Origin of the sequence: Actinomadura sp. WMMB 499, from assembly GCF_008824145.1 — a bacterium.
Classification (GTDB): domain Bacteria; phylum Actinomycetota; class Actinomycetes; order Streptosporangiales; family Streptosporangiaceae; genus Spirillospora.
Genome location: NZ_CP044407.1, coordinates 2,037,196 through 2,057,997, shown reverse-complemented (window position 1 = coordinate 2,057,997; position 20,802 = coordinate 2,037,196). Strand labels below are relative to the sequence as shown.

Sequence of the window (20,802 nt, the reverse complement as noted above, 5' to 3'; positions counted from 1 at the left end):
GCGGCCCGCCGCTATGGGGAGGCCGCCTCACCCGTTCTCCGGCACGGCCGCCGAGCGAATGCTGATCACCTCGAACAGGTCCAGGACGGGAAGGTCGATGACGAGAGAGTGCCCGTCCGGTCGTGTACCGAGCTCCCGACGGGTCACGAGCGAGGTGGCCGACTCGTCCCCGGTGGCGTGTCGCAGCACGAGCCAGCCCTCGCGGACGGGCACGTGCGGCCCGAACGAGCGTCGCCGCGCTCCCGTCTGGTTGAGCAGATGCACGACCAGGCCCTCGTCGTCCCGGCCGAGGATGAGCTCGACCTGCTCGGGCAGTTCCGCGCTCACCCGGACGTCCGCCAGCGGCTCCAGCACGCTCAGCAGGTGTTCGCGAACCTCGGTCTTGGCGAACTCCCGGTACGTGCGGCCGACGGTCCACGTGATCATGGACGACACGCCGGATCCGTATCGGATCGAGGCGACCGCCGGGTCGCCGCTGGGGGAGTGGCCATAGCTCAGCTCTGGCGGACCCCACGGGGCCTGGGCGAGAAGGGCCCCCGCTTTGTCGACGCCCGGCTTCCAGACGTACCGGGCATTGCTTCCGTACACCGGGACGACCGAGCCCACGAACCGGTTCTCGTCGGCGTGCGGCTGCTCGTCCAGCGTGGCGTACGTCGACCACACCTCCTTGCCGGACATGCGGGCCCCGATACGGCGCGCCGCCGGACTCGCCGCCAGTTCCACGCCACCGTCCGGCGTGATTCCGCTGCCGCCGGTGGCGAGCAGGTTCCCGCCGCGTTCGGCGAACCCGTCCAACGCGTTGGCCGCATCGGCTCCGAGGGCTCCGACGTCGGGCAGGACGACGAGCCGGTAACGGTCCAGCCGACCGTCGGTGCCCATCGCCGCCAGGTCGCGGAGCCCGAGCACATCGAAAGGCAGGTGCCTCTCCTGCAGAGCCCGGTACACCCCACGGAACTCCTCGAGAGTCTCGAGGCGACCGCGCTCGCCTCCGGGCCGCACCAGCGCGACCGTCGCCGCCGGCCGCAGCGACGCGTAGAGATCGTGCCGCTCGCGGTGGAACCGGGTCACGTGCCGTGCGAGCGAGACGCTCGCCATCGGCAACCGGCCCGGCGCGCCGAGGATGTAGGTCGAGGGATTCCCGCCCCGCGCGATCGCCTGGATCAGGTGCTGGGCGACATGCTCGGGCTGCTCGGCGCCCATGCGGTACGTCGAATCGATATGCGCGACCGCGTTGAGGACGAGCGGTGCTTCCGGCCGGGACGACACGTGAGCACTCACCGTCTCGGCGGTCGCATGGGGCCACAGCTCCTTGCCGGGCAGGTGCCGGAAGGCGTTGCTGCCCTCGCAGTAGAGCATCGGGGCGCCCTTGGACAGGATGAGCGCGAGGTCCCGGTCACGCGACTCCACGTGCTCGGTGTACTTTCGCCCGAGTTCCTCCAGCGTGGCGGCGGTGTAGCGCAGCCACAGGGGAAGGTCGGCGGTCTCGTGGGTGGTGGGAAGCGCCCGACCGCCGCTGAACTCGGCGAACCGTTCGGCGCACGAGGCGCAATGGCAGATGCCGTGGACGACTTCGCTGTAGTCGCGCTCGTTGAAGTTGAACCAGTTGACGAAGAAGCCGCCGACGGCGTACCGGTCGAGGATCTCGTCGATGATCTCCAGCGCGCGCTCCTGGTAGTACTCCCCGGACGGGCACGTGCTGGAGAGAGCGTTGTAAACCTGCGGCTCGCCCGCCGCCGAGCCGAACAGCCACTCGGGGTGCTCGGCGGCGACCGCGGCGGCGACCTTGGAGAGGTCGAGCCGCGCGATCACCCGGACGCCCCGCCTCCCGGCGGCGGTGACGGCGTCGCCCAGCAGATCGCCGGAAGGACGATCGGCGAGGAACGGGTTCCGTACGTGGAACGGCAGATCGGTCGGATAGAACGCGACGATCCCGCCGGCGTTGACCAGCCAGGTGTCCGCGCCGTGGTCCTCGATGACGTCGAGTGCCGCCTCGACGTCCATGGTGGCGTCGACTTCCTGGAGATTCGTCTGGAAGACCGTGAACGGCTTCTGCCATCTGCTCGGCACGGATCAGTCCCTCCGCCCGTCCAGGAGCAGTCTGAGGGCGGAGTGGTCATGATCGCCCAGCCCCTTGGCCACCGCGGAGTTCATCAGCTGGTGCACCAGTCCCGAGGCGGGCAGCGCCACGTCGAGCCGAGCCGATGCTTCCACGGCGAGTCCAAGATCCTTGCGGTGGAGCGCCATGCGGAAGCCCGGCTCGAACTCGCCTTTGATCATCCGTGCCCCGTGCACCTCGAGCACGCGCGACGACGCGAATCCGCCCAGCAGGGCGTCCCAAACGGCGCCGGGGTCCACGTCGGCGGCCTCGGCCAGGCGCAGCGCCTCGGCGACCGCCTCGATCGTCACGCCGACCACGATCTGGTTCGCCACCTTCGCCACCTGACCGGCCCCGGCCCCGCCGATGTGGGAGATCCGCCCTCCGAGGACCTCGAAGACCGGCATGGCCCGTTCGACGGCTGCCCGGTCACCGCCGACCATGATCGACAGCGTCCCCTCGCGCGCCCCGACCTCCCCGCCGGACACCGGGGCGTCCAGATAGGCGCCACCGGCCGCGGCGACTTCGCCGGCGAGTTCACGTTCCGCGGAGGGCGAGATCGAGCTCATGTCGATGACGAGAGTGCCCGGCCGCAGCGCCGCGAGCACGCCGTCGTCCGCGCGCATCACCGCTTCGACGTCGGGGGTGTCCGGGAGCATGAGGAGGACGACTTCGCTGTTCCGTGTGACTTCCGCCACGGACCTCGCGAACCGTGCCCGTTCCCCGAGTGCCTCGCGGGCCGCCGCGCTCTCGCGGTGCACGGTGAGCCGGTGGCCGGCCGCGACGAGGTTGGCGGCCATCGGCCGTCCCATCACGCCCAGACCGATGAAGCCGATGTCCATGTCCATCTCCTCAGGTGTTCTCGTTCACGAATCGCCGCGCGGACGATCCAGGGCGTGCGCTTTCAGGGCCTCCGCGACCGCCTCCGGTGCCGCCGCGGGCGCGAGATGGCCGACACCCGGAAGGATCTCCAGCCGCGCCCGCCGCATCGCGCGCGCGATGGCACGCTGCTCGTGCGGGGGAGTGGCCGGGTCCTCCGTGCCCCCCAGCACCAGCGTGCGGGCGCCGATCCTGCCGAGGTCGTCGCGGACGTCCGCGTCGGCGAGGACATCGCAGCCGATCGCGTATCCCTCCGGATCCGTCGAGCCCAGCATGTCGGCGTAGGTGCGTACGACATCGGGCCGTTCACGCCGGAACTCCGGCGCGAACCAGCGTTCCAGCACGGGAGGGACGAGCTCCGCCATGCCTCGCCGCCGGACGAGGCTCGCCCGCTCGACCCAGCTCTGCCGATCGAGCAGTGCCGCACAGCACATCACGGCGAGGGACGAGACGCGGTCCGGCGCCAGGCGCGCGGCGCGGATCGCGATCATCCCGCCGATGGAGATGCCCGCGAGGTGGACCGGTCCGGCACCGAGGCCGTCGACGACGCGCAGCACGTCGTCGACGAGTTCGTCGATCCCCTGAGGAGCCGAATACTCCGTGGCGTTGCCGTGGCCGCGCTGGTCGAATCGCACCACGTCGAACGAATCGGTCAAGTGCGGCACGACGTCGTCCCACAGGGCCGTGGTCGTGCCCAGCGAGTTCAACAGCACCATCGTGCCGACGGCGCCATCCGGGCCGGTCGCACGGTCCACGACGATGCCCGGGGCCACCGCACCGGGGCGGCCGATTCGTGTCATGTCACTTGCTGACATCGAACGTCCTGACTGGTCGAAAGAGAGGGGATCGGTGGGTCAGCTGCCTGGATTCTGCGTATAGACGTCGCGCTCGGTCAGCGCGTTGAGAAGCGGCTCGTCGGCGCGGTAACGCCGAATGTTCTCGACGATGATGTCGATCGAGCGCTGCGTGCGGTCCGGTACGGCCGGGGTCACGTGGGGTGTGATCACTACATTGGGGAAGTCCCACAGTGGGGATTCCGAAGGAAGCGGCTCGGGAGTGGCCACGTCGAGTCCGGCGCCCGCGATCTCTTCCGCCCGCAGGGCCTCGACCAGGGCATCCTGATCGATGATCCCGCCGCGTGCCATGTTGATGACGAACGAGGTGTTCTTCATGCGCGCGAACTCGGCGGCCGAGAAGAGGTGGCGGGTGGCGTCGGTCAGCTGTGCCGCGATCATGACTACGTCGGCTTCGTCGAGGAGCCGGCCCAGGGAGTCGCCGTCGTCCGAGGACAGCATGACGTCCACGTCCAGAGCCTGTTCCGCGGGGCGGCGCCGGTACACGATCACCCGCATGCCGAACGCCTTGCCGAGGCGCGCCATCTCCCTCGCCGTGTGGCCGAAGCCAACAATGCCCAACGTCTTGCCCCAGAGCGCCACTTTCTTCTCGTAACCCTCGATGAAGCGCCAGAGGTGCGCGTCCTGCATCTCGAACAGCCTCCGGGCATCGAAGGTGAGTGCGAGTGCGAAATAGAACCCGTGTTGGGCCAGAGCAGGGGCGGAACGCCCGGCGGATCCGGTGACGATCAAGCCTCGCTCGAACACCTCGGGCCTCGCGGATCTAGTGAGTCCGGAGTGGTCGCAGTGGACCCACGCGAGTCGTGGCGCGGTGAGATGCCGTTCGTCGAGGTCGCCCGAGATGACGGCGACATCCGCGTGTTCGAGTGCGCGGGTGATGCCGGCGTCGTCCCACGGCGCGACATGAACGAACTCCGCCGGAGCGAACGCCCCACGCAGCTGCTCCATCTCGTCCGGCTCGAACATCAACGTGGAAAGCACCTTGCGAATAATTCGAGTCGGCTGATGTGGTCCCATGGAATCAAGTCCTTTTTTGAGCACGGCCGAGTCGACGGTCTCCCGAGCATCGGACGGAAACACCGCGCTACCACCGGCCGCAGCACGATCGAGAGCCATCGGCATGGCGGGGCGCCCTGTGAACGCAGCCGACGGCCGTTCGAACCGGGTGCCCGCCGTTCATCGCTTTTGGTGCCCGCTCGGCCGGTGCCGCGGTTCTGGAGGATCGCTCCGTGGACGGTCGCAGCCGCGGCCTGCGGCAACAGCACCCGGTGGTCGATCCGGTGGCAGCAGATCCCGCGTGCCGACGGGAGGGTCGGCGAATGCCGCACCACCACCGCGGTGCACGGCCGTATCGTCCACCGAACTCATCGTCATGCGGACCACAAGAGCGTCCGGAGACCGCGTCATAGGGCCTCACCTCCAAAGCAGAGCCGCGCGAGCGCCATGCCGATGCGTTGGTTCATCACAGCGGCCCGAGGAATCGCTCGGCAACTACTTGCCACCTGTTGCCACGACGCTGGATCAGCCTCGCCGCCTCGCGCTGCAAGGGCATCCCGGTCCGACGGGCAACGGACGGCGCCGCGCCGACCCGTGGCGTCCGCTCATGCGGCCTCGGGGCACGGTGGACGGGGGCACGGTGGACGAGGACGGGCAAGCGCTCGGCGGTCAACGTGCCGCACGGCTGGCTCGACGCCGCGACCCGGTCGACTGGGTGTCCCCTGGAGCGCGGACTGCCGGCTCATGTCGATTAGGGGTGTTCATACCCTTGTGTCCCATCTGGGCTTGACGCAGAGGGATGCCCCAATGGCCGCGCACGAGCAGCGCCGGCCGGTGCGGGGACGCCTGTGCGCTGTTCAGGTTAGTGATCACGTACACCGTCTCGCGGGTCCGCCGGCCCGTGCGGGCGTTGGCGGAGTGCCGGACGGGAGCCTCCCGTTCGTCGGTCATGCAGGGTGACCCGAAACCCGCCTGCGACCAGCAGAATCACGATGGAATCGGCTCTTGTCGACGGACAGCAATTACTTTCTCACCCCTGGGCGCTCCAAGGATCACCACCTTGCGGTATCTGCTTTTTTGTCCACGCGTTCGGCAAGGTGCGCACGCGCGATGAGAATGTCCAGTGAACTGGGCATTCTCGGTCGTACGGAGCGGGTGTACTGGGGCGTGGGTGACCGGGGGCTGGTTCAGGCCACCTCGCGAGTCTTGTTTGAACACACTTGCCAAGTCAGGATTGAGGTCAGGAAATTCGGCCCGCCCTATGGACAGGCCGTGTGCTGGTTCTCGTTTCTGGCCGTCAGGGAGAGTTCGGCCTTCTGCCGCGACTTTCATTCGGCAGGACCGCTTGGCTTGCCCGCCCGGTGAACGAATAGCAGGTGAGGAGGCCCGGCCATGGCCGTGGCGGAGGATCTGGTCAAGGTTTACAGCGATCGGACGTACGTGCACACCGCGATGGTCCGTCACCAGGGCACGGTCGTGGCCTTCGCGATGGACGATGCCCGGCGCATCGTCTACAGCGTGCTCGACCTGGCCGAGCAGGACGAGGACAGGGGCGAACTGGACGCGGCGTACTGGCACGAGAACCCGCGTCCGGTGCGTCTGCCCGCCGAGATCGCGGAGGTCGGATACGGCGTGGCGGGAACCACGGCGATGCCGGTGGTCACGGGCGGCGGGAGCGAGGCGTCGGGCGACCGGCGCCTGACCTCCGAGGAGATCGACCCGTTCCTGTCCACCACCGCGCGGCTGTCGGCGGCGGCGCCGTTCCAGGTGCTGTCGGACGGTACCCACATCGTGCTTCTCCGCCAGTCGATCGGTACCGGACATCCGGGCGCGGTGTTCAAGCTGAACAGCGGTGATTCCTCGGGGGATCCGGACCGCACCGACTACGTGCTGCACGAGGGCACGAGGGTGCCGCTGGTGCGTGACACGCTGCTGGCCGACCGGTTCCTCCTCGTCGGCGGTGACCTCACGCCGGTGCGGCAGGTACGGTACCGGCGCAGCCGTCACGCCTCGCTCCCGGACTCGGCGAAGGACACCCTGGGCACCGAGGACATGGAGGGGCGGCCGTTCTACGAGCCCACCCAGGAACTCTCGTTCGTCCGCAATCTGACCGGTGGCCGGTTCGCGGCGGTGTTGGTGCCCACGGCCGTCCACGGCGTGCAACGGTGGCAGATCTTCGCCGGGAACGAGGCGACCGGGCGCATCGATTCGTTCAACATCGAGCAGGCCCGTGACGGTCTCCTCGACACTCAGGGCTCCCGTTACTACACCAGCCCGGACCCGCAGTACCAGGACGCGGTGTACGAACGTGCCCCCGGCACTTGCCCGTTCACCGGCCAGGAGTTGATCCCCACGGTCAGCACCGAGGGGTATGCCGAGGCTGGGCTGGGCTTCGACGGCACCGACGCCTACGTTCATCTCGGAAACTCGGAACGGCTGCGCCCTGGAGGGCCGTACACCGTCGAGGCGTGGATCAGCCCCAAGTCCTACCCGGGGCACATCATCTCCACGTGGAACGGCGGGGTCGGTGGCGCGTTCCGCGTGTACCTCACCCCCGAGGGTCGGCTTGGTTGCGAGCACAACGTCGCGCCGTGGTCGGCGCAGACGGACATCGCCGTCCCTACGGATCGGTACACGCACGTGGCGAGCGTGTACGACGGCACCACGTTGCGCCTGTACGTGGACGGTCGGCAGCACGGGGCACAGGAGCTCGGCTTCATCCCCGATGCGGACACGCCGATGCTGATCGGCGCCATGCACGCCTCCGGCCAGGCGGCCGGATTCTTTCACGGCGCCATCGATGAGGTACGGATCTGGGAGCGTGTGCGGACCGGTACCGAACTGCGGCGGGACATGCACCACCGGCTGGTCGGCAACGAGCCCGGCCTGCTGGCCTACTACCGCTTCGACGAGGGGTCGGGCACGACCGTCCACGATCAGACCGATCACGGCCTGCACGGCGAGGTGCGCGGCACTCCGGCGTGGATCACCTCGGACGCGCCCGTCGGCGACCACCCGGGCGTGCGCCGTGACAGCTTCGCCCTTACCGGCCGCACCGTGGTCTCCGGGCTCGCGGCGAGCCTGTACTACCAGCAGGAGGACGCCGCCGCGGGGTATGACGAGGAGCCCAAGCCGGCCAAGCGTCAGGCGCGGGTGCTGCTGGCCGCCATGACCGGAGGCCCTGAGCCGGTGAGCGGGCAGGCCACCGATCAGGCGTACGCGGCCGTGCTCGACTTCGGGGTGGGGCGCGACGGGCGTCTGGCGCAGGTGCCCGACGAGCTGTCGCTGCCGACGCTCGTCCGGCCCGCCGAGGACGCCGACCTGGAACGGGTCAGCGTGCTGGAGCAGCGGATCGGCACACTGGCCACGGAGGCCGACCGCCTCAAGCGGGAGATCGACCTGCTGACGCACGCGCCCGAGGACGTCGACGTCCTCGAGCGGCGTCGCGATGAACTCGCCGCTCAGGTCACCGACCTGCAGCAGCGGTACGACGCGCGGCAGGGCGTCTTCACGGAGTGGTATTACCTGCTGCGGTTCAAGCTCCCGCAGCAAGGGGTCCCCGGATATGTGGCGGTCCGCGACGACAGCCTCGAACCGGACGCCGAGGTGGTGAGGTCCCCCGAGAGGGAGGCCAGATCAGCGCGGTGGGTCTTCGAGGACGTCGGCCAGAAGACCGGCACCGGCTACCCGTACTACCGGGTGCGCAACGTCAACAGCGGCCTGTACATGGGCATCCCCGGCCCGTCCAAGACCGACGGCGCCGTATTCGTCCAGTGGAGTCCTCCGCCGCAGAACTGGGACTCGCAGTTCAGCGCGATCCGCAGCGGCGACTACCGCCACATCACCAACCGTTACAGCGAGTCCCCGGTCAGCTCCCTGGAACAGTTCGGCGACAAGGTCGTGCAGTGGGACCTCGGCGACGCGCTGGCCGGCGGGGAGGGCCTGATCGCCTTGGAGCGGGCGGGGATGGTGTCCGGCCTGGACGCCGAACTCGCTCAGGCGAACCGGGACCTTTCCGAGGTCCGCGCCCGGCTGGATCAGGTCGGCGCCGACACCCGCCGAGCCGACGAGTTGCGGCTGTTGCTCCCGGCCCGGGAAGCCGACCTGAGCCTCGCCCTGGAGGAACTGGCCAACCTCACCGGAGCGAGCGCGGGCGCCGACGACGTGACCGTGGCCATGCCGCCCCTGGGGCTGGACCGCACCGGGCTGAGTCACGCGGGCGGGCTCCTGGAGTTCGCCCGGGGCGGCGACACCCCCCACCTGGCCGAGAGCGCCACCGGCGCGATGGTGCTGTACTTCCGCGGCGCCAACGGCCAGTTCTTCGCGGCCTACTACGACACGGCCGTGGCACGCGGGGTGAAGCGGCTGCCCGCCGACACCGGTGCGGTGCTGCTGCGGGGCAGGAACGTCGGCCCGGACATGTCCGACGTCCTGATCACCGTGTCCCCCTTCGAGGACGTCGCGGCGCTGTGCGACCTGACCATCCACGAGGGCGAGGAGACCGAGACCTGGAGCGCCCTGCCGCGCCAGGCGGCCGACCTGGCCGCTGTGCTCAACGGAGACCCGGGACAGCCGACCCTCGTCGGCACGGTGGCGGCCGTGGACGGGACCACCATCGAGCTGAGCGAGCCCTCCTCCGTGCCGCTGCCCGATCCCAGCTTCGTCCTGGTCGGCGGGCACGGCTACCTGGTGCGAGGCGAGCACCCCGCCGGTACCGAGACGCTCCACCTGAGCCACCCGTCGGGCGAGGCGAGCCCCGCCCCGGGCGACACGGTGACCCTGGTCCGCTACGACCCGCACCGTTGCTCGGCCGCCACACCCGGGGTGTCCCTGGCCGAAGGGTCCCGGCTGGTGACGGTGGAGAGCGATGCCACCGGGCAGGTCCAGGACGGCGAGGCGGCCGCCCTGCTCGCCGGGCGCGGCTCCCGCTGGCGGGGCGACATGCCGGGCCGCACCTACATCTTCCGCCAAGGCCAGCATCTCAGCCTGCCGGCCGACCGGCTGGAGCACCTGGCGCTCGCCGGGGACCTGACGTTGGAGAGTTGGGTCAACGCCGGCCCGGTCAACCGCCGGGCGCGCCTGATCCAGCTGAACACCGGAGACTCGCCGCTCACTTTGGCCTTGGCGGACGCGTCCCAAGAGCCCCGGGAAGAGGACGTGCCCAGGGATCACGCGATGTTCTTCGACGGGGTCGACGACGACATCGATGTCGGCGACATCGACCTGGCCGATCGTGACTTCACCGTGGAGTTCTGGATGAAGCGCGTCCGGACGGGGAAGAGCGACTACCCGGTGTCACAGGGCGTCCGAGAGAATATGCTGTACGTCGGTTTCCGCTACAACGACACCTTCGTCATCGGGCACTCGGGCGATGACCTGGCCACGGCCGAGGTCTACACCGACCTGGACTGGCACCACTGGGCGGCGGTGTTCCACCGCGACACCCGTCAGCAGGTGGTGTACCGGGACGGCGTGGAAGTCGCCCGGCGCACGGCCGGCAGCGTCTACAGCGGCCAGGGCGCCGTAACCCTCGGCTGGCTCGCCGCTAACGACACGCGCATGTCCGGAGCGCTGGACGAGGTGCGGATCTGGGGCACGGCCCGCACCGCCGAGGAGGTCCAGGCGCAGATGCGCGCCCGGCAGTCCGGCATTGAACCGGGCCTGCTGGGCTATTGGAGGTTCCGGGAGGGGCAGTGCCTTGACGCGACCGGACGGGACCGCCACGGCGTCCTGCACGGCTCTCCCACAGCCGAGCCCTCGCCGCTGGCCGAGGATCTCCCCGAGCAACCCGCCGCGCACCGTGTCGTCACCGGCGTGGGAAACCGGTTCGTTTCCAGCCGTGACGCGTTCCCCTGCGGTGAGTGGAGCCATCTGGCGGTCGCCTTCCGGCAGTCGTGGGCCGTCCGGCTGGACGGCGCCGCCCACCTGGAGGCGGGGACCGAAGACGCGCTCAACTGCCTCGACGACCTGACCGTCGAGGTGGCCGCCCAGATCGACCGGCTCGGCACGAGGCAGGGACTGGTGTCCAAGGGCCGGCTGGCCGACGGCACCGGTGGCAGCCTCCCCTACCAGCTGCTGGTCCTGGCCGACGGGCGGCTGGAGTTCGCCTTCGAGGAACCCGGCGGCGCCATCGTCCGGTTCGCCTCCACCCAGGCCGTCACCGCCGACGGCTTCCACCGGATCGCGGTCGTCCGCAAGGCGGGCCGCGCGACCCGGGAGGTCACCGGCACCCAGGAGATCACCACGACCGGCCCGGACGGACGGCCCACCACCCAGTCCCTGGAGGTCGTCGAGTCGGTCCAAGTCACCGAATGGGACGACATCCGGTTCCACATCGATGGCAACGACGCCGGGGGCGCCCGCTATGAAGGCGTCGGCCCCAAGGGCAACGCGGGCCCGCTGGAACTCGGCCGCGCCCGCGACGGCGACCAGGTCCACGCGCTCACCGGCGTGCTGGCCGAGGTGCGGCTGTGGAGCCTCGCCCGTGACCCCGCCCAGCTCGGCGCGCCGGTGACCGCGCGCGACCGCGGCCTGGTGGCGCAGTGGCGCTTCACCGAGAACGACGGCAACACCACCGCCGACACCACCGGTTCGCACCCTGCGCGGCTGCGCGGCGCGGCCTGGACCCGCGACCCCGATCCCGCCGGCAGCGACATCACGGTGTACCGCAACGGCACACCGATCGCCTGCGACCCCATCGCACCCGACAGTCCCGACGCCCCGGCCGACTACGGCGACACACAGCTCACCCTCGGCGCGATGCTGGCCTCCGGCGTGCCCACCGAAGGCTTCGCCGGCACGCTGGAGGAGGTCCGGCTCTGGCGGGTGGCGCGCAGCGAGGAGCAGATCCTCGACAACCTGTTCGCCCGGCTCAAGGGCGACACCGAGGACTTGGTCGGCTACTGGCCGTTCGATCGCGACTCCACCGTCGACGGCACGACACTGGTACGCGACCACGGACTGCGCGGCAACCACCTGCGGATTCCCGCCGACGAGGCGGCGCGGCCCCGGTCGGCGCTGTCCACCGCGCCGATCTCCGGCGACGCCGCGCAGGTCCGCTCGGCACTGGCCGCGATCCGCACCCCGTTCCACGAGACGATCAGCGGCACCCCGGCGGTCGCCGAGTACGCCGACCTGCAGCACGGCCCCAGGGGCGAGGCCGCCGGAGTGCTCAAGCGCTGCTACGGCTACCTGCGGGACGGTCGCTGGCACCTGGTCACCGGCTACAAGGTCGGCGACCTGGCCACCGAGTGGGTCGGCCAGGTCCAGTTCGACCCGCAGCTGGTCGGCTACGTCGAGGGCGCGCCGCCGGCGCCGTCGGAGAACCTGGTCACCGGCGTCCTGGACCCGGGCCTGGGCGGCTACACCGGCGTCACCGCCGTGGAGGTCACCGAGGCCGAGGAGGTCATCTACGCGCTGTCATCGGCCAAGGACCGCAGCGTGGACGCCGCGTTCTCCGCCTCGCTGTCGAACGAGGTGGACGTGGACGTCCTCGCGATCACCGCTCCCCTCGGGTTCGGCACCGCCCAACCGGTCGTCCAGACCGGTGCCGCCTATACGGCCAGCGCCAGCCTGGAGTACTCCAACGGCTGGGGCAGCGAGACCAGCGTCACCGAGGGCGCCAACACCTCCCGCAGCACCACGGTCACCCTCACCGGCCGCTGGGAGGATCCGGCACGGGTACGCAACCCCCACACCGGCCGCCGCTTCCTGCCCGCCAACACCGGCTTCGCCATCGTGCAGTCTCTGACCGCCGACGTGTTCGCGTTGCGGCTGTCCCACAACGGCGCCCTGGTCGCCTACCGGATCCGGCCCAACACCGACATCCCCAAGGACTGGAACGTCCTGCCGTTCCCGGTCAACCCCCGCTACGTCAAGCAGGGCACCCTGGACGGCACGATCGGATTCGACGAGCAGGGCAAGGTCCTCGACTCCGACTACCCCGACGCGCGCGACCAGGGCGAGTACAGCTACTTCAAACCGCGCGAGGCCTACGCCATCAAACGCCGCATCAGGCAGGACGAACAGCGGCGCCGGTCCTACTACGAGACGGTGTCCACCCAAACCCACACCCCCGACCCGACCGCCGAACGCGCCGGACGCCTCCTCAGCGGCCACCTCGGCGACGGCACCGCCCCCGAGCGGCGAACCGGCACCGCCGACACCGCCACCGGCGCCGCCTTCTCCCGCCGAGACCTGGTCAACACCTACGTCTGGACGGCACAAGGCGGCTTCTTCGCCGAAACCACCGAGGTCACCGACGCGGTCACCGAGACCACCTCGGGCTCGTACTCCCTGACCGGCTCGGTCGGCGCCTCCGCACAGATCGGGTTCCAGCTCGGCGGGATCGGGGTCGGCGCGGCCTTCGACGCCTCCATCGGCGGCGGCATGTCCACCACCCGCGCCCGCGGCAAGGAGGCCACCCGCTCGTTCGGGCTGACCGTCGACTGCGACACCCCCGGCGACATGCAACGCTACGGCGACGACCTCAACCCGATGTTCGACGCCGACGGCGAGCCCGTGCTCGTGCCCGGCCGCGTGGACGCCTACCGCTGGAACACCTACTACCTCAGCGAAGACACCGCCAACTTCGAGGACTTCTACCACAAGGTCGTCGACCCCGCCTGGCTCGAGGCCGGCTCCGACCCCAACGCCGCGGCGCTGCGCCAGGCCCGCCAGACCGTACGCAAACCGCCCTGCTGGCGCGTCCTGCACCGAGTCACCTTCGTCAGCCGCCTGCTACCGCAGATCCCGCCCCCCTCCGCACCCCCGCTGGAACAGGCAATGCGGGCCGAACACATCGACAGCAACTACGAGCTCATCAAGCGCCTGGAACCCTACGTGCGGGCCGCCACCTCCAGCCGCCCCGACCTCTCCGAAGCCACCCGGACCGCCCTACGCACCCACCTGCCCGAACTCATCCCCCACGCCGATGACGTGATCGACTACCTCGCCCTCTACTACGGCCTGGACACTTGAGGGACGAGAGCCGCCACCGCCTTCCTTCAGACTTCCAGGATTCCCACCAACAAGGGGGATGACGATTACCTACCAAGCAGATACCGGTCCGTTGGCCCAAGCACGGACCGAATCCGGGACCTGATGTGTCCTCCTTCCGGGGGTATCACTCGTGGCGTGGAAATGATCTCGGTGGGTGGGGGATCGACCAGGAAGATCATCCATCGAATTCGGGGGGATTCGACGCCATGAGCGTGATCGAGGGAAATGGGAGTGTCACCCAAACCGGGGCGGGTGCGGCCGGGATGGTGCCGATGCCGGCCACCGGCGGGGCTGTGCCGATCCGGGAGCTACTCCTGCACCACCTCAAGCAGGTCTACGGCACAGAACTGTCGCACGAGCAGGTCGCGTCCACCCCCGCGGTGCGCACGCCCGGGTTGTCGATGGCGACCCAGTCCAATAGCTCGACCCCGATGGCGTTGTCGTGCACGTTCGCGGCGGTCACCACCACGTTGATCGACAGGCCCGGCGCGTCGGTGGCGATCCCGCGTTTGCGGCCCCGGATCTTCTTGCCCGCGTCAAGCCCAATCGTGGCCGAGGGGATCCCTGCCGCGGCATGCACACCCGCCCCGCGACCTCGCGGACCCGGCCGCGCAGCAGATCGTGGATGGGCTGGGTCAGCCCGTCATCGCGCCCTACCTTTCTGAAGGTGCCCCGAGGGTCCGGTGAGAGCGGGATGCTCGGGTGGTGCGGGTGAGGCAGGGATGGCTTTCATCGCGCTGCTGATCGATGGCTCAGGTGGCTTGGCCCCCTGCCTCACCGCTTCTTCTCGACCGCTGATTAGAGACCGCGACTGATCGCTGTGTAGGGCGAGGACGGCGGGAAGAGGCCGCGCTTGCGACAGTTCGTCGAAGGGAGAGCCGTCATGCCGCTGGCCGTGGGCATCGATGTCGCCAAACAGATCCACTGGGCCGAGATCAAGGTCGCCGAGGCAGGGAAGGTGCTGGTCAACCGGCGGGTCGACAACACCCCCGACGCGATCGAGAACCTGATCGCCGACATCCAGGCCGCCGAGGCCGAGCACGGCCGGGCCACCGTCGGGATCGACATCCTGGGCGGCATCGCCGCCCTGCTGCAGGCCATGCTGCTGGCCGCGGGCCTGACCGTGGTCCACGTCCCCGGCCTGGCGGTCAACCGCGCCCGCCAGGGCACCCGAGGCGGTGAGCACAAGAGCGATCCCAAGGACGCCCGTGTCATCGCCGACCAGGTCCGCATCCGCGACGACCTGCGGCCGGTCACCACCGGCCGGGACATCGACGCCGAACTGCGACTGCTGGTGGCACGCCGCGCCGACCTGGTCACCGATGCCACCCGCCGCGCCAACCGGCTGCGCGAGTTGCTGGCCTCGATCCACCCCGGCCTGGAGCGCCAGCTCGACCTCACCGGCAAGACCGGCCTGCACCTGCTCACCCAGTACGTCACCCCGGCCGAGATCCGCGCTGCCGGACGCGCCCGCGTCCTGGCCCACCTGCGCAAGCTCAGCCACGTCAAGGACGCTCAGCTGATCGCGCTGGCCGACGGGACATTCACCTCGGCGACCGCGCAGCGCGTCAGCGTGCCCGGCGAGGCGGTCGCCGCCGACCTGGTCCGCGACATCGCGGCCGAGGCGCTGGCCGCCCGGGACCGGCTCGCCGCGCTGGACAAGCGCCTGCGGGAGGTGCTGGAGCGCCACCCTGACGCGGCCCTCATCGCCAGCCTGCCGGGGATGGGGGCCGTCCTGACCGCCGAATTCCTGGCCGTCACCGGCGGCATCGACCGCTACGCCGGCGGCGACCAGCTCGCCGCCGCCGCGGGCCTGGCCCCGGTACTCCGCCAGTCTGGCAAGGTCCGCTACCTGCAACGCTCCCGCGCCGGAGACAAGGCCCTCAAACGGGTCTTCTACCAGTCGGCGTTCATCGCGGTCGGCTGCGACCCGGCCAGCAAGGCGTTCTACCGGCGCAAGAAGGACCAAGGGAAAACCCACCACCAGGCCGTACTCGCGCTCGCCCGAAGACGCGTCAACGTGCTGCACGCCGTGCTCCGCAACCGCACTCCCTACAACCCCGGCCACACAGCCGTAGCGGCTTGACAAACGCATTAGAGAGCCACCGGGCGAAGTAGTAGTACACCGCCGAGCGGGGCGGCAGGTCATGCGGCAGGTACTCCCACCCGCAGCCCGTCCGCTCTTGGTACAAGATCGCGTTGATGATCTCCCGCATCGGATACCGGCCCGAATGCCCTGACACCGACGGGTGCCGCGCCTTCCACGCCGTGATGACCGGCTCGATCAACGCCCACCGCTCATCGGACAGATCACTGCGATACGGCTTGCGCGGCTCCGCGCCCTCCACTCCCACGCCACCCACGGCAACCCGGCAACGACCGAGCGTCAAGAGGTGGCAACGAAGCCCTCACCAGCCCGCCAACCCACACCGGGGCAATCCCTAACAAACAACCCTTTCAGATGGTCCGGCGCGAGACACCAGCCCGCTCACCCAGATGATCGCCGACCTGGAAGCACGCCTCACCGAACCTGCAGGCTGATGTCAACGGCGAACACCTCCTGGTCTGACTCCGGGCCCGCCAGCACAGCCCTCCGCAAGAGGCCGCATCTCTCCCTGGGCCGTTGGCCTCTCGGGCCCGCGCACCCCGTGCCGCGCGTGCAGTCGGCTCGGTGAAACCCCTGCAGGTCAGCGGTGCTGACCTGGGCCTGGTCCACAACTCCAACCTCGGATGAGGCGCGACCGCGGTTGACCGCCTCGACCGGGCGCCGCACGCCGCCTTGGCGGAGGCCGCCGAGGCGGGGGTGGCGTTCTGTCACGCACCCCTTCCGTGACAGACAGTAGCGGTTCGTGTCGTTTCCGTTGCAGTGTGGTTTCACCCCGAGATAGGAGGAGCGAATGCCGGCAGATCTGGGGCGCGAACTCGCCCTGCCGTTCGAGCAGATCATCGGTGGCCCGCTGCAGGGCGTGATCAAGGGCAGCGTGATGTCCAGCAGCGCCACCACCGAGTTCATCGAAAAGATCGGCCTGACCAAGACGCAGGACGGGAAAATCGTCCCGGTGATGGTGAACTTCACCGTCGACCGCTGGAAACAGGCGGCGCCTGGCCAGAAGGCCACCGCGGAGAAGGTGGAGGTCCAGGTCCCGCTGCTGACGCTGGTGCCGGTGCCGTTCCTGCGGCTGACCAAGACCACGCTGGACTTCGAGGTGAAGATCCAGTCCACGACGGTGGAGAAGGAGGACAAGCAGCTCGCCGCCGAGGCGGCGGTGAGCACGAGCTTCTGGGGCATCTCGGCCTCCTTCAAGGGCTCCTACGAGAGCAAGAGCGCGCGGGAGGACACCACCAACCGGTCGGCGACGCTGGGCGTCCATGTCGAGGCCGTCCAGGACGCCATGCCCAAGGGCATGGAACGGATGCTGTCGTTGCTGGAGCACGCCATCTACGACGGCGCCGACCCGACGACCGGCAATCAGGGCCAGGGCCAGGGGGACCAGGGGGACCCCGAGAGTCCTAGGTCGTGACGGTGGAGGAGTTGGCTGCGGGGCTCGCCGCGGCGGCGGAGCGGGCCGGGTGGCAGGTGCGCGCCCGGTCCGACGCGGCGGGGCTCGTGGTGACCGAGGTGGAGTTCGAGATCACCTACGTGCGCACCCGTCAACCGCCCGGCGGCGCCACGGCCGGCACTACGGCAGACACCACGGCCGATATCGCGGTGGACACCGCATCGGTGCTGGCCGCGCCCGAGCGGGAGCGCGAGCGGCTGCGGTTCAGCGTCCCCTGCCAGACCGCGCAGTAGCCGCGCCGTGCTCGCGCGGTCGACCGTGCCAGAGACGACACCTGTGGAGGCTCGTTCCCCATGCCCGACCCGAACCGCCTGGCCGGGGATCCGGCCGAAAGCAGCCTGGCCGTGTTGCGGGTCGAGGCGCTGCTGGGCGCGGCATACACCGCGGTGGTACGCGCCCAGGCCCAGGCGGCGCTGGAGGCCGTCGCCGTTATCGACCGCGTCGGGTTCACCACCGGAGCCGACGGCTCCAAGACCGCCCGCGTCTTCGAGTTCGCCTTCCACCGCCATGACCTGGATCCCGAGGCCATCGCCGCCGGCGGTGCCGAAGATCCGTTCACCACAACCTCGCAGGTCCAGGTGTCGGTTCCGGTGCTGTCACTGATCACCCCGCCGAGCCTGATCATCGACGAGGCGGAGATCGACCTGGCCCTGGAGGTGGTCGGGCACGACCATCCGCCGGCGCTGCCGAGAGAGCCCGCCGGGCCGGGGGAAGCCGGCGGTGCCGACCACACCGGGCCGCAGGACACCGGCACGCAGGAGACCATGCCACCGCCGGCCGTGATCCGTGCGCGGGTCGCGACCGGCGGCGGCGAGGCCACCTTGAAGGTGAAGTCCCGGCTCAGGCAGGTGCCCGCAGGCGGCACCGCGCGCATCCATCAGCTGCTGGACACCGCGATCAGCGACCTCGGCCACCTCGGCACGGTCGACCAGGTCGTCCAGGACCGCGTCGAGGCCGCCCGGCTGGTGCAGCGGCTGACCGCGCTGATCGACGCGAATCTGAGGCGCGACAACGAGATGCTGGCCATCCACGTGCAGCAGATCAGCCATGCGCTGGAATTCGGCGCCACCCGCGACGACTTCCTCGGCTGGGTCGAACTCCTGACCCTTCAGACGCGGTTCATCCAGAACGCGGACGTCCCTACCGCGGAGCGGATCCGCGCAGCGGTGAAGGCGCTGGATGCCGTCGCCAAGCGGCTGGCACCGCACATGACCGCACCCCAAGCCCCACCGTCGCAGTAGCGCCCCGGGGGTGCGAGCAGGGAACCCATCCCGGCCCTCGGCCGGGGAACCGCGACCGCCCTGCACCACGTCCACGGACGCCCCCAGCCCCCCGCAGTGACCCGAGCCATCCCGCAACTGCGCGACACCGGCGGCTGGCGGGTGACTCCGGCGACCACACCTGCACCGACCCGAACCTGCACCAATCCGAACCTGCACCAATCCGAGGAAGTGACGATGTACAACTCGCTGCAGGAGTTCTCGGCCGCCGCCATCACCACCAGGCCCCGCTACCAGCAGGCCCGCCTCCCCGATCTCGACACAGCATTCTCCGCCGATGGACTGGATGTGGCCTGGCGCATCTACTACGCCGCTGCGTTCGCCTCCCGCCAGGACGACGACCGCGGCCTGGTCATTGGACGGCTGGCCAGCGCCGAGCGGCAGGGCGCCGTCATCGACGAGCACGTCAGAGCCAACTTCCGGACGATGAACGAAGCCACCGCCGCCACCGGGCAGGGCGCGGTGCTCGACTCGCCCAACTGGACGTTCCTGGTCAACGACGCCTGGGCGCTGGGCGGTCTGCACCTGGGAGCCCCCTTCTACCTGGCCTCCCCGCGCACCGTGGCCAACCTCTACGACCTGGACGCCGGCCACCTCACCGTGTTCGGCCGAGAACTGTGCGCCCTGACCTCCTTCGGCTACGCCTTCAAAAGCCCCTGGCCCCAACTCGGCGAAGTCGCCGAGTACCAAGGCGGACCGCACTGCGACACCGCGGACTTCGCTCAACTCCAAGACCACGCACACCGCCTCGACCAGGACGGCCGCTGGAACGTCCTGGTCGACCACCGAACCTGATCGGTCCGCGGCTCCCGCTGACCCGCCCCTGCGAACCGCCGATCCGGGCACCGCAGCCCGCCGGCGGCGGGCGTGGCCCACGCGCCCGAGCCGACGCTGAGAGCCCTCCAGGCCCGACCTGGCGCCGGTCGCTGCTGGACCTGCGGGCCTCGGTCGCCACGGTCCACCAGGCGCGGGCGGGCGTGGGGCCGGGCGTGGAGCTCGTCCTCCAGCAGGACGAGCAGCTCTTTCATCGACCGGGCGATCCGGTCCGGCTTGTAGATCACCAAGGTGTCGCCCGGCTTCAACATGTCCAGGGCGGTGCGCAGCTTGGGTCGGGAGCCACGGGTGCTGGCGGTCTCCATGATCACCTCTCGGCAGTCCGCGGCCGCGAGCGCGTCCGGCTGCATCTGGTGATCTTCGGCTCGCCCGGAGACGCGTGCATAGCCGATCCGGACGGTTTTGCTGTGGGCGGCGGGTGCTTACGAGGTGGGCCGCACGCCGCAATCGTCCCGTAAACCGTCTCGGAACTCAATCCGAAGACTCCGATTCCGGGACGGGTTTCGGGACACCTTGACCCGGGACCTCCTTTCAAGATCGCCACCGTCTCGTATTCGCTCCTTTCAGGGACGGGGCTGCGCGTGGTGGGCGGCGAGGTCGATCACGCCGAAACCTCGATGCTGCCCTGCACCTGTGTGGTGCTCCGCACTTGATATTCCCCTGGTTCTACGGACTCGTTTGTTGAGAGGCCGCGGGCCTGGCGACACCGAAGGGACCCCCACCCCATGCCCAAGCCGTATCTGCCCGAGTTCCGCCGCAAGGCCCTGGACCTCGTCGAATCCGGACGGAGCGTGCGCGGTCGCGGCAACGCTCGGCATCGCCGAATCGTGCCTGCACCGATGGCGTTCACGCGATCTCATCGAGCGAGGACTCAAGGCCCCCGGCGCCGCAGCGGTGGAATCGGAGGCTCTTACCGCGGCCAACCAGCGGATCCAGGAGCTGGAGAACGAGATCAAGAGCCGGTACAGGCCCACGGGATCCGCGTGGAGTGCAACACCGTGGCGCTGCTGATGCGGCGCCAGGGCCTGTCCGGGCTGCCGCTGCGGCGCCGCGCCAAGCGCGTACCGGCATCGACCATGGTCACCGACCTGGTCAACCGGGACTTCCGCCACAACGGCCCGAACCAGCTATGGGTAACCGATAGCCGCGTCGGCTGAGTGCCGTCCTGTACCGCCGGAGCCCGCCGCGTCCCGCGACATACGAGCAAGCGACGAGCGAAAAATGCCCGGCGTCATCACAATTGCGGATGCTCAGCGGTTCGGGCAGCGGACCGTAGGAATTCGATTGGGACGCGATCGTCGAGG

The 20,802-nt window shown here is 69.8% G+C and carries 14 protein-coding genes; 7 read left to right on the top strand and 7 right to left on the bottom strand.

Going from position 1 to position 20,802, the window contains the following annotated elements:
* Window positions 1-27 precede the first annotated feature (27 nt).
* The 4 genes from F7P10_RS09005 to F7P10_RS08990 are packed head-to-tail and all read right to left on the bottom strand — an operon-like array spanning window position 28 to window position 4,950.
* Window positions 28-2,067: an alpha-amylase family protein gene (locus F7P10_RS09005; protein ID WP_151008927.1), complete on the bottom strand. Its 2,040-nt coding sequence runs from the start codon at window positions 2,065-2,067 to the stop codon at window positions 28-30.
* Between the two features lie 3 nt (window positions 2,068-2,070).
* On the bottom strand, window positions 2,071-2,937 hold the full coding sequence (locus F7P10_RS09000; RefSeq protein ID WP_151008926.1) for an NAD(P)-dependent oxidoreductase: 867 nt from the start codon (window positions 2,935-2,937) through the stop codon (window positions 2,071-2,073).
* A 24-nt stretch (window positions 2,938-2,961) separates the two neighbouring features.
* Window positions 2,962-3,774 (bottom strand): alpha/beta fold hydrolase, encoded by an 813-nt coding sequence (locus tag F7P10_RS08995; protein WP_218040428.1) that lies wholly within the window; start codon window positions 3,772-3,774, stop codon window positions 2,962-2,964.
* A gap of 54 nt (window positions 3,775-3,828) precedes the next feature.
* The gene (locus tag F7P10_RS08990; protein WP_218040427.1) at window positions 3,829-4,950 is read right to left on the bottom strand and encodes a D-2-hydroxyacid dehydrogenase; all 1,122 of its coding nucleotides are present in this window, start codon (window positions 4,948-4,950) and stop codon (window positions 3,829-3,831) included.
* A gap of 1,266 nt (window positions 4,951-6,216) precedes the next feature.
* Here F7P10_RS08990 and F7P10_RS08985 point away from each other — a divergent pair.
* Window positions 6,217-13,803 (top strand): LamG-like jellyroll fold domain-containing protein, encoded by a 7,587-nt coding sequence (locus tag F7P10_RS08985; RefSeq protein WP_151008924.1) that lies wholly within the window; start codon window positions 6,217-6,219, stop codon window positions 13,801-13,803.
* Window positions 13,804-14,158: 355 nt separating this feature from the next.
* Here F7P10_RS08985 and F7P10_RS08980 read toward each other — a convergent pair whose 3' ends face one another.
* Window positions 14,159-14,404 carry a transposase gene (locus F7P10_RS08980; RefSeq protein WP_151008923.1) on the bottom strand — a complete coding sequence of 82 codons (246 nt, stop codon included), beginning with the start codon at window positions 14,402-14,404 and terminating at the stop codon, window positions 14,159-14,161.
* 303 nt (window positions 14,405-14,707) lie between these two features.
* Between F7P10_RS08980 and F7P10_RS08975 the strand changes: the two genes are divergently transcribed.
* Window positions 14,708-15,910, top strand: coding sequence for an IS110 family transposase (locus F7P10_RS08975; protein WP_151008922.1), 1,203 nt, complete (start codon window positions 14,708-14,710; stop codon window positions 15,908-15,910).
* Here the strand turns inward: F7P10_RS08975 and F7P10_RS45385 are convergent.
* A complete protein-coding gene (locus F7P10_RS45385) occupies window positions 15,840-16,172 on the bottom strand; it encodes a transposase (RefSeq protein WP_368077485.1) in 333 nt (110 codons plus the stop codon). The two genes, F7P10_RS08975 and F7P10_RS45385, sit on opposite strands and share 71 nt — an antisense overlap.
* A gap of 549 nt (window positions 16,173-16,721) precedes the next feature.
* On the opposite strand from F7P10_RS45385, the gene F7P10_RS08965 reads away from it, so the two are divergent.
* From F7P10_RS08965 to F7P10_RS08950, 4 genes are all read left to right on the top strand, one after another.
* A complete protein-coding gene (locus F7P10_RS08965; protein ID WP_151008921.1) occupies window positions 16,722-17,345 on the top strand; it encodes a DUF2589 domain-containing protein in 624 nt (207 codons plus the stop codon).
* On the top strand, window positions 17,342-17,617 hold the full coding sequence (locus tag F7P10_RS08960) for a hypothetical protein (protein ID WP_151008920.1): 276 nt from the start codon (window positions 17,342-17,344) through the stop codon (window positions 17,615-17,617). Before F7P10_RS08965 ends, F7P10_RS08960 begins: the two co-directional genes overlap by 4 nt.
* 60 nt (window positions 17,618-17,677) lie before the next feature.
* Window positions 17,678-18,625, top strand: coding sequence for a DUF2589 domain-containing protein (locus F7P10_RS08955; RefSeq protein WP_151008919.1), 948 nt, complete (start codon window positions 17,678-17,680; stop codon window positions 18,623-18,625).
* Between the two features lie 96 nt (window positions 18,626-18,721).
* Entirely contained in the window at window positions 18,722-19,459 is a 738-nt protein-coding gene (locus F7P10_RS08950) for a hypothetical protein (RefSeq protein ID WP_151008918.1), read from the top strand.
* Here the strand turns inward: F7P10_RS08950 and F7P10_RS45380 are convergent.
* A complete protein-coding gene (locus F7P10_RS45380; RefSeq protein WP_151008917.1) occupies window positions 19,387-19,848 on the bottom strand; it encodes a recombinase family protein in 462 nt (153 codons plus the stop codon). The two genes, F7P10_RS08950 and F7P10_RS45380, sit on opposite strands and share 73 nt — an antisense overlap.
* A gap of 648 nt (window positions 19,849-20,496) precedes the next feature.
* Between F7P10_RS45380 and F7P10_RS42130 the strand changes: the two genes are divergently transcribed.
* Complete coding sequence (locus F7P10_RS42130; protein WP_176611365.1) at window positions 20,497-20,655, top strand: hypothetical protein; 159 nt, start codon at window positions 20,497-20,499, stop codon at window positions 20,653-20,655.
* The last annotated feature ends 147 nt before the right edge of the window (window positions 20,656-20,802 follow it).

Excerpts from the sequence above, each read along its gene's own strand:
- F7P10_RS45380 (WP_151008917.1), bottom strand. The coding sequence starts at position 19,848 with ATGCAGCCGGACGCGCTCGCGGCCGCGGACTGCCGAGAGGTGATCATG.
- F7P10_RS09000 (WP_151008926.1), bottom strand. The coding sequence starts at position 2,937 with ATGGACATCGGCTTCATCGGTCTGGGCGTGATGGGACGGCCGATGGCC.
- F7P10_RS08965 (WP_151008921.1), top strand. The coding sequence starts at position 16,722 with ATGCCGGCAGATCTGGGGCGCGAACTCGCCCTGCCGTTCGAGCAGATC.
- F7P10_RS08955 (WP_151008919.1), top strand. The coding sequence starts at position 17,678 with ATGCCCGACCCGAACCGCCTGGCCGGGGATCCGGCCGAAAGCAGCCTG.
- F7P10_RS08995 (WP_218040428.1), bottom strand. The coding sequence starts at position 3,774 with ATGACACGAATCGGCCGCCCCGGTGCGGTGGCCCCGGGCATCGTCGTG.
- F7P10_RS08975 (WP_151008922.1), top strand. The coding sequence starts at position 14,708 with ATGCCGCTGGCCGTGGGCATCGATGTCGCCAAACAGATCCACTGGGCC.
- F7P10_RS08985 (WP_151008924.1), top strand. The coding sequence starts at position 6,217 with ATGGCCGTGGCGGAGGATCTGGTCAAGGTTTACAGCGATCGGACGTAC.
- F7P10_RS08990 (WP_218040427.1), bottom strand. The coding sequence starts at position 4,950 with ATGCCGATGGCTCTCGATCGTGCTGCGGCCGGTGGTAGCGCGGTGTTT.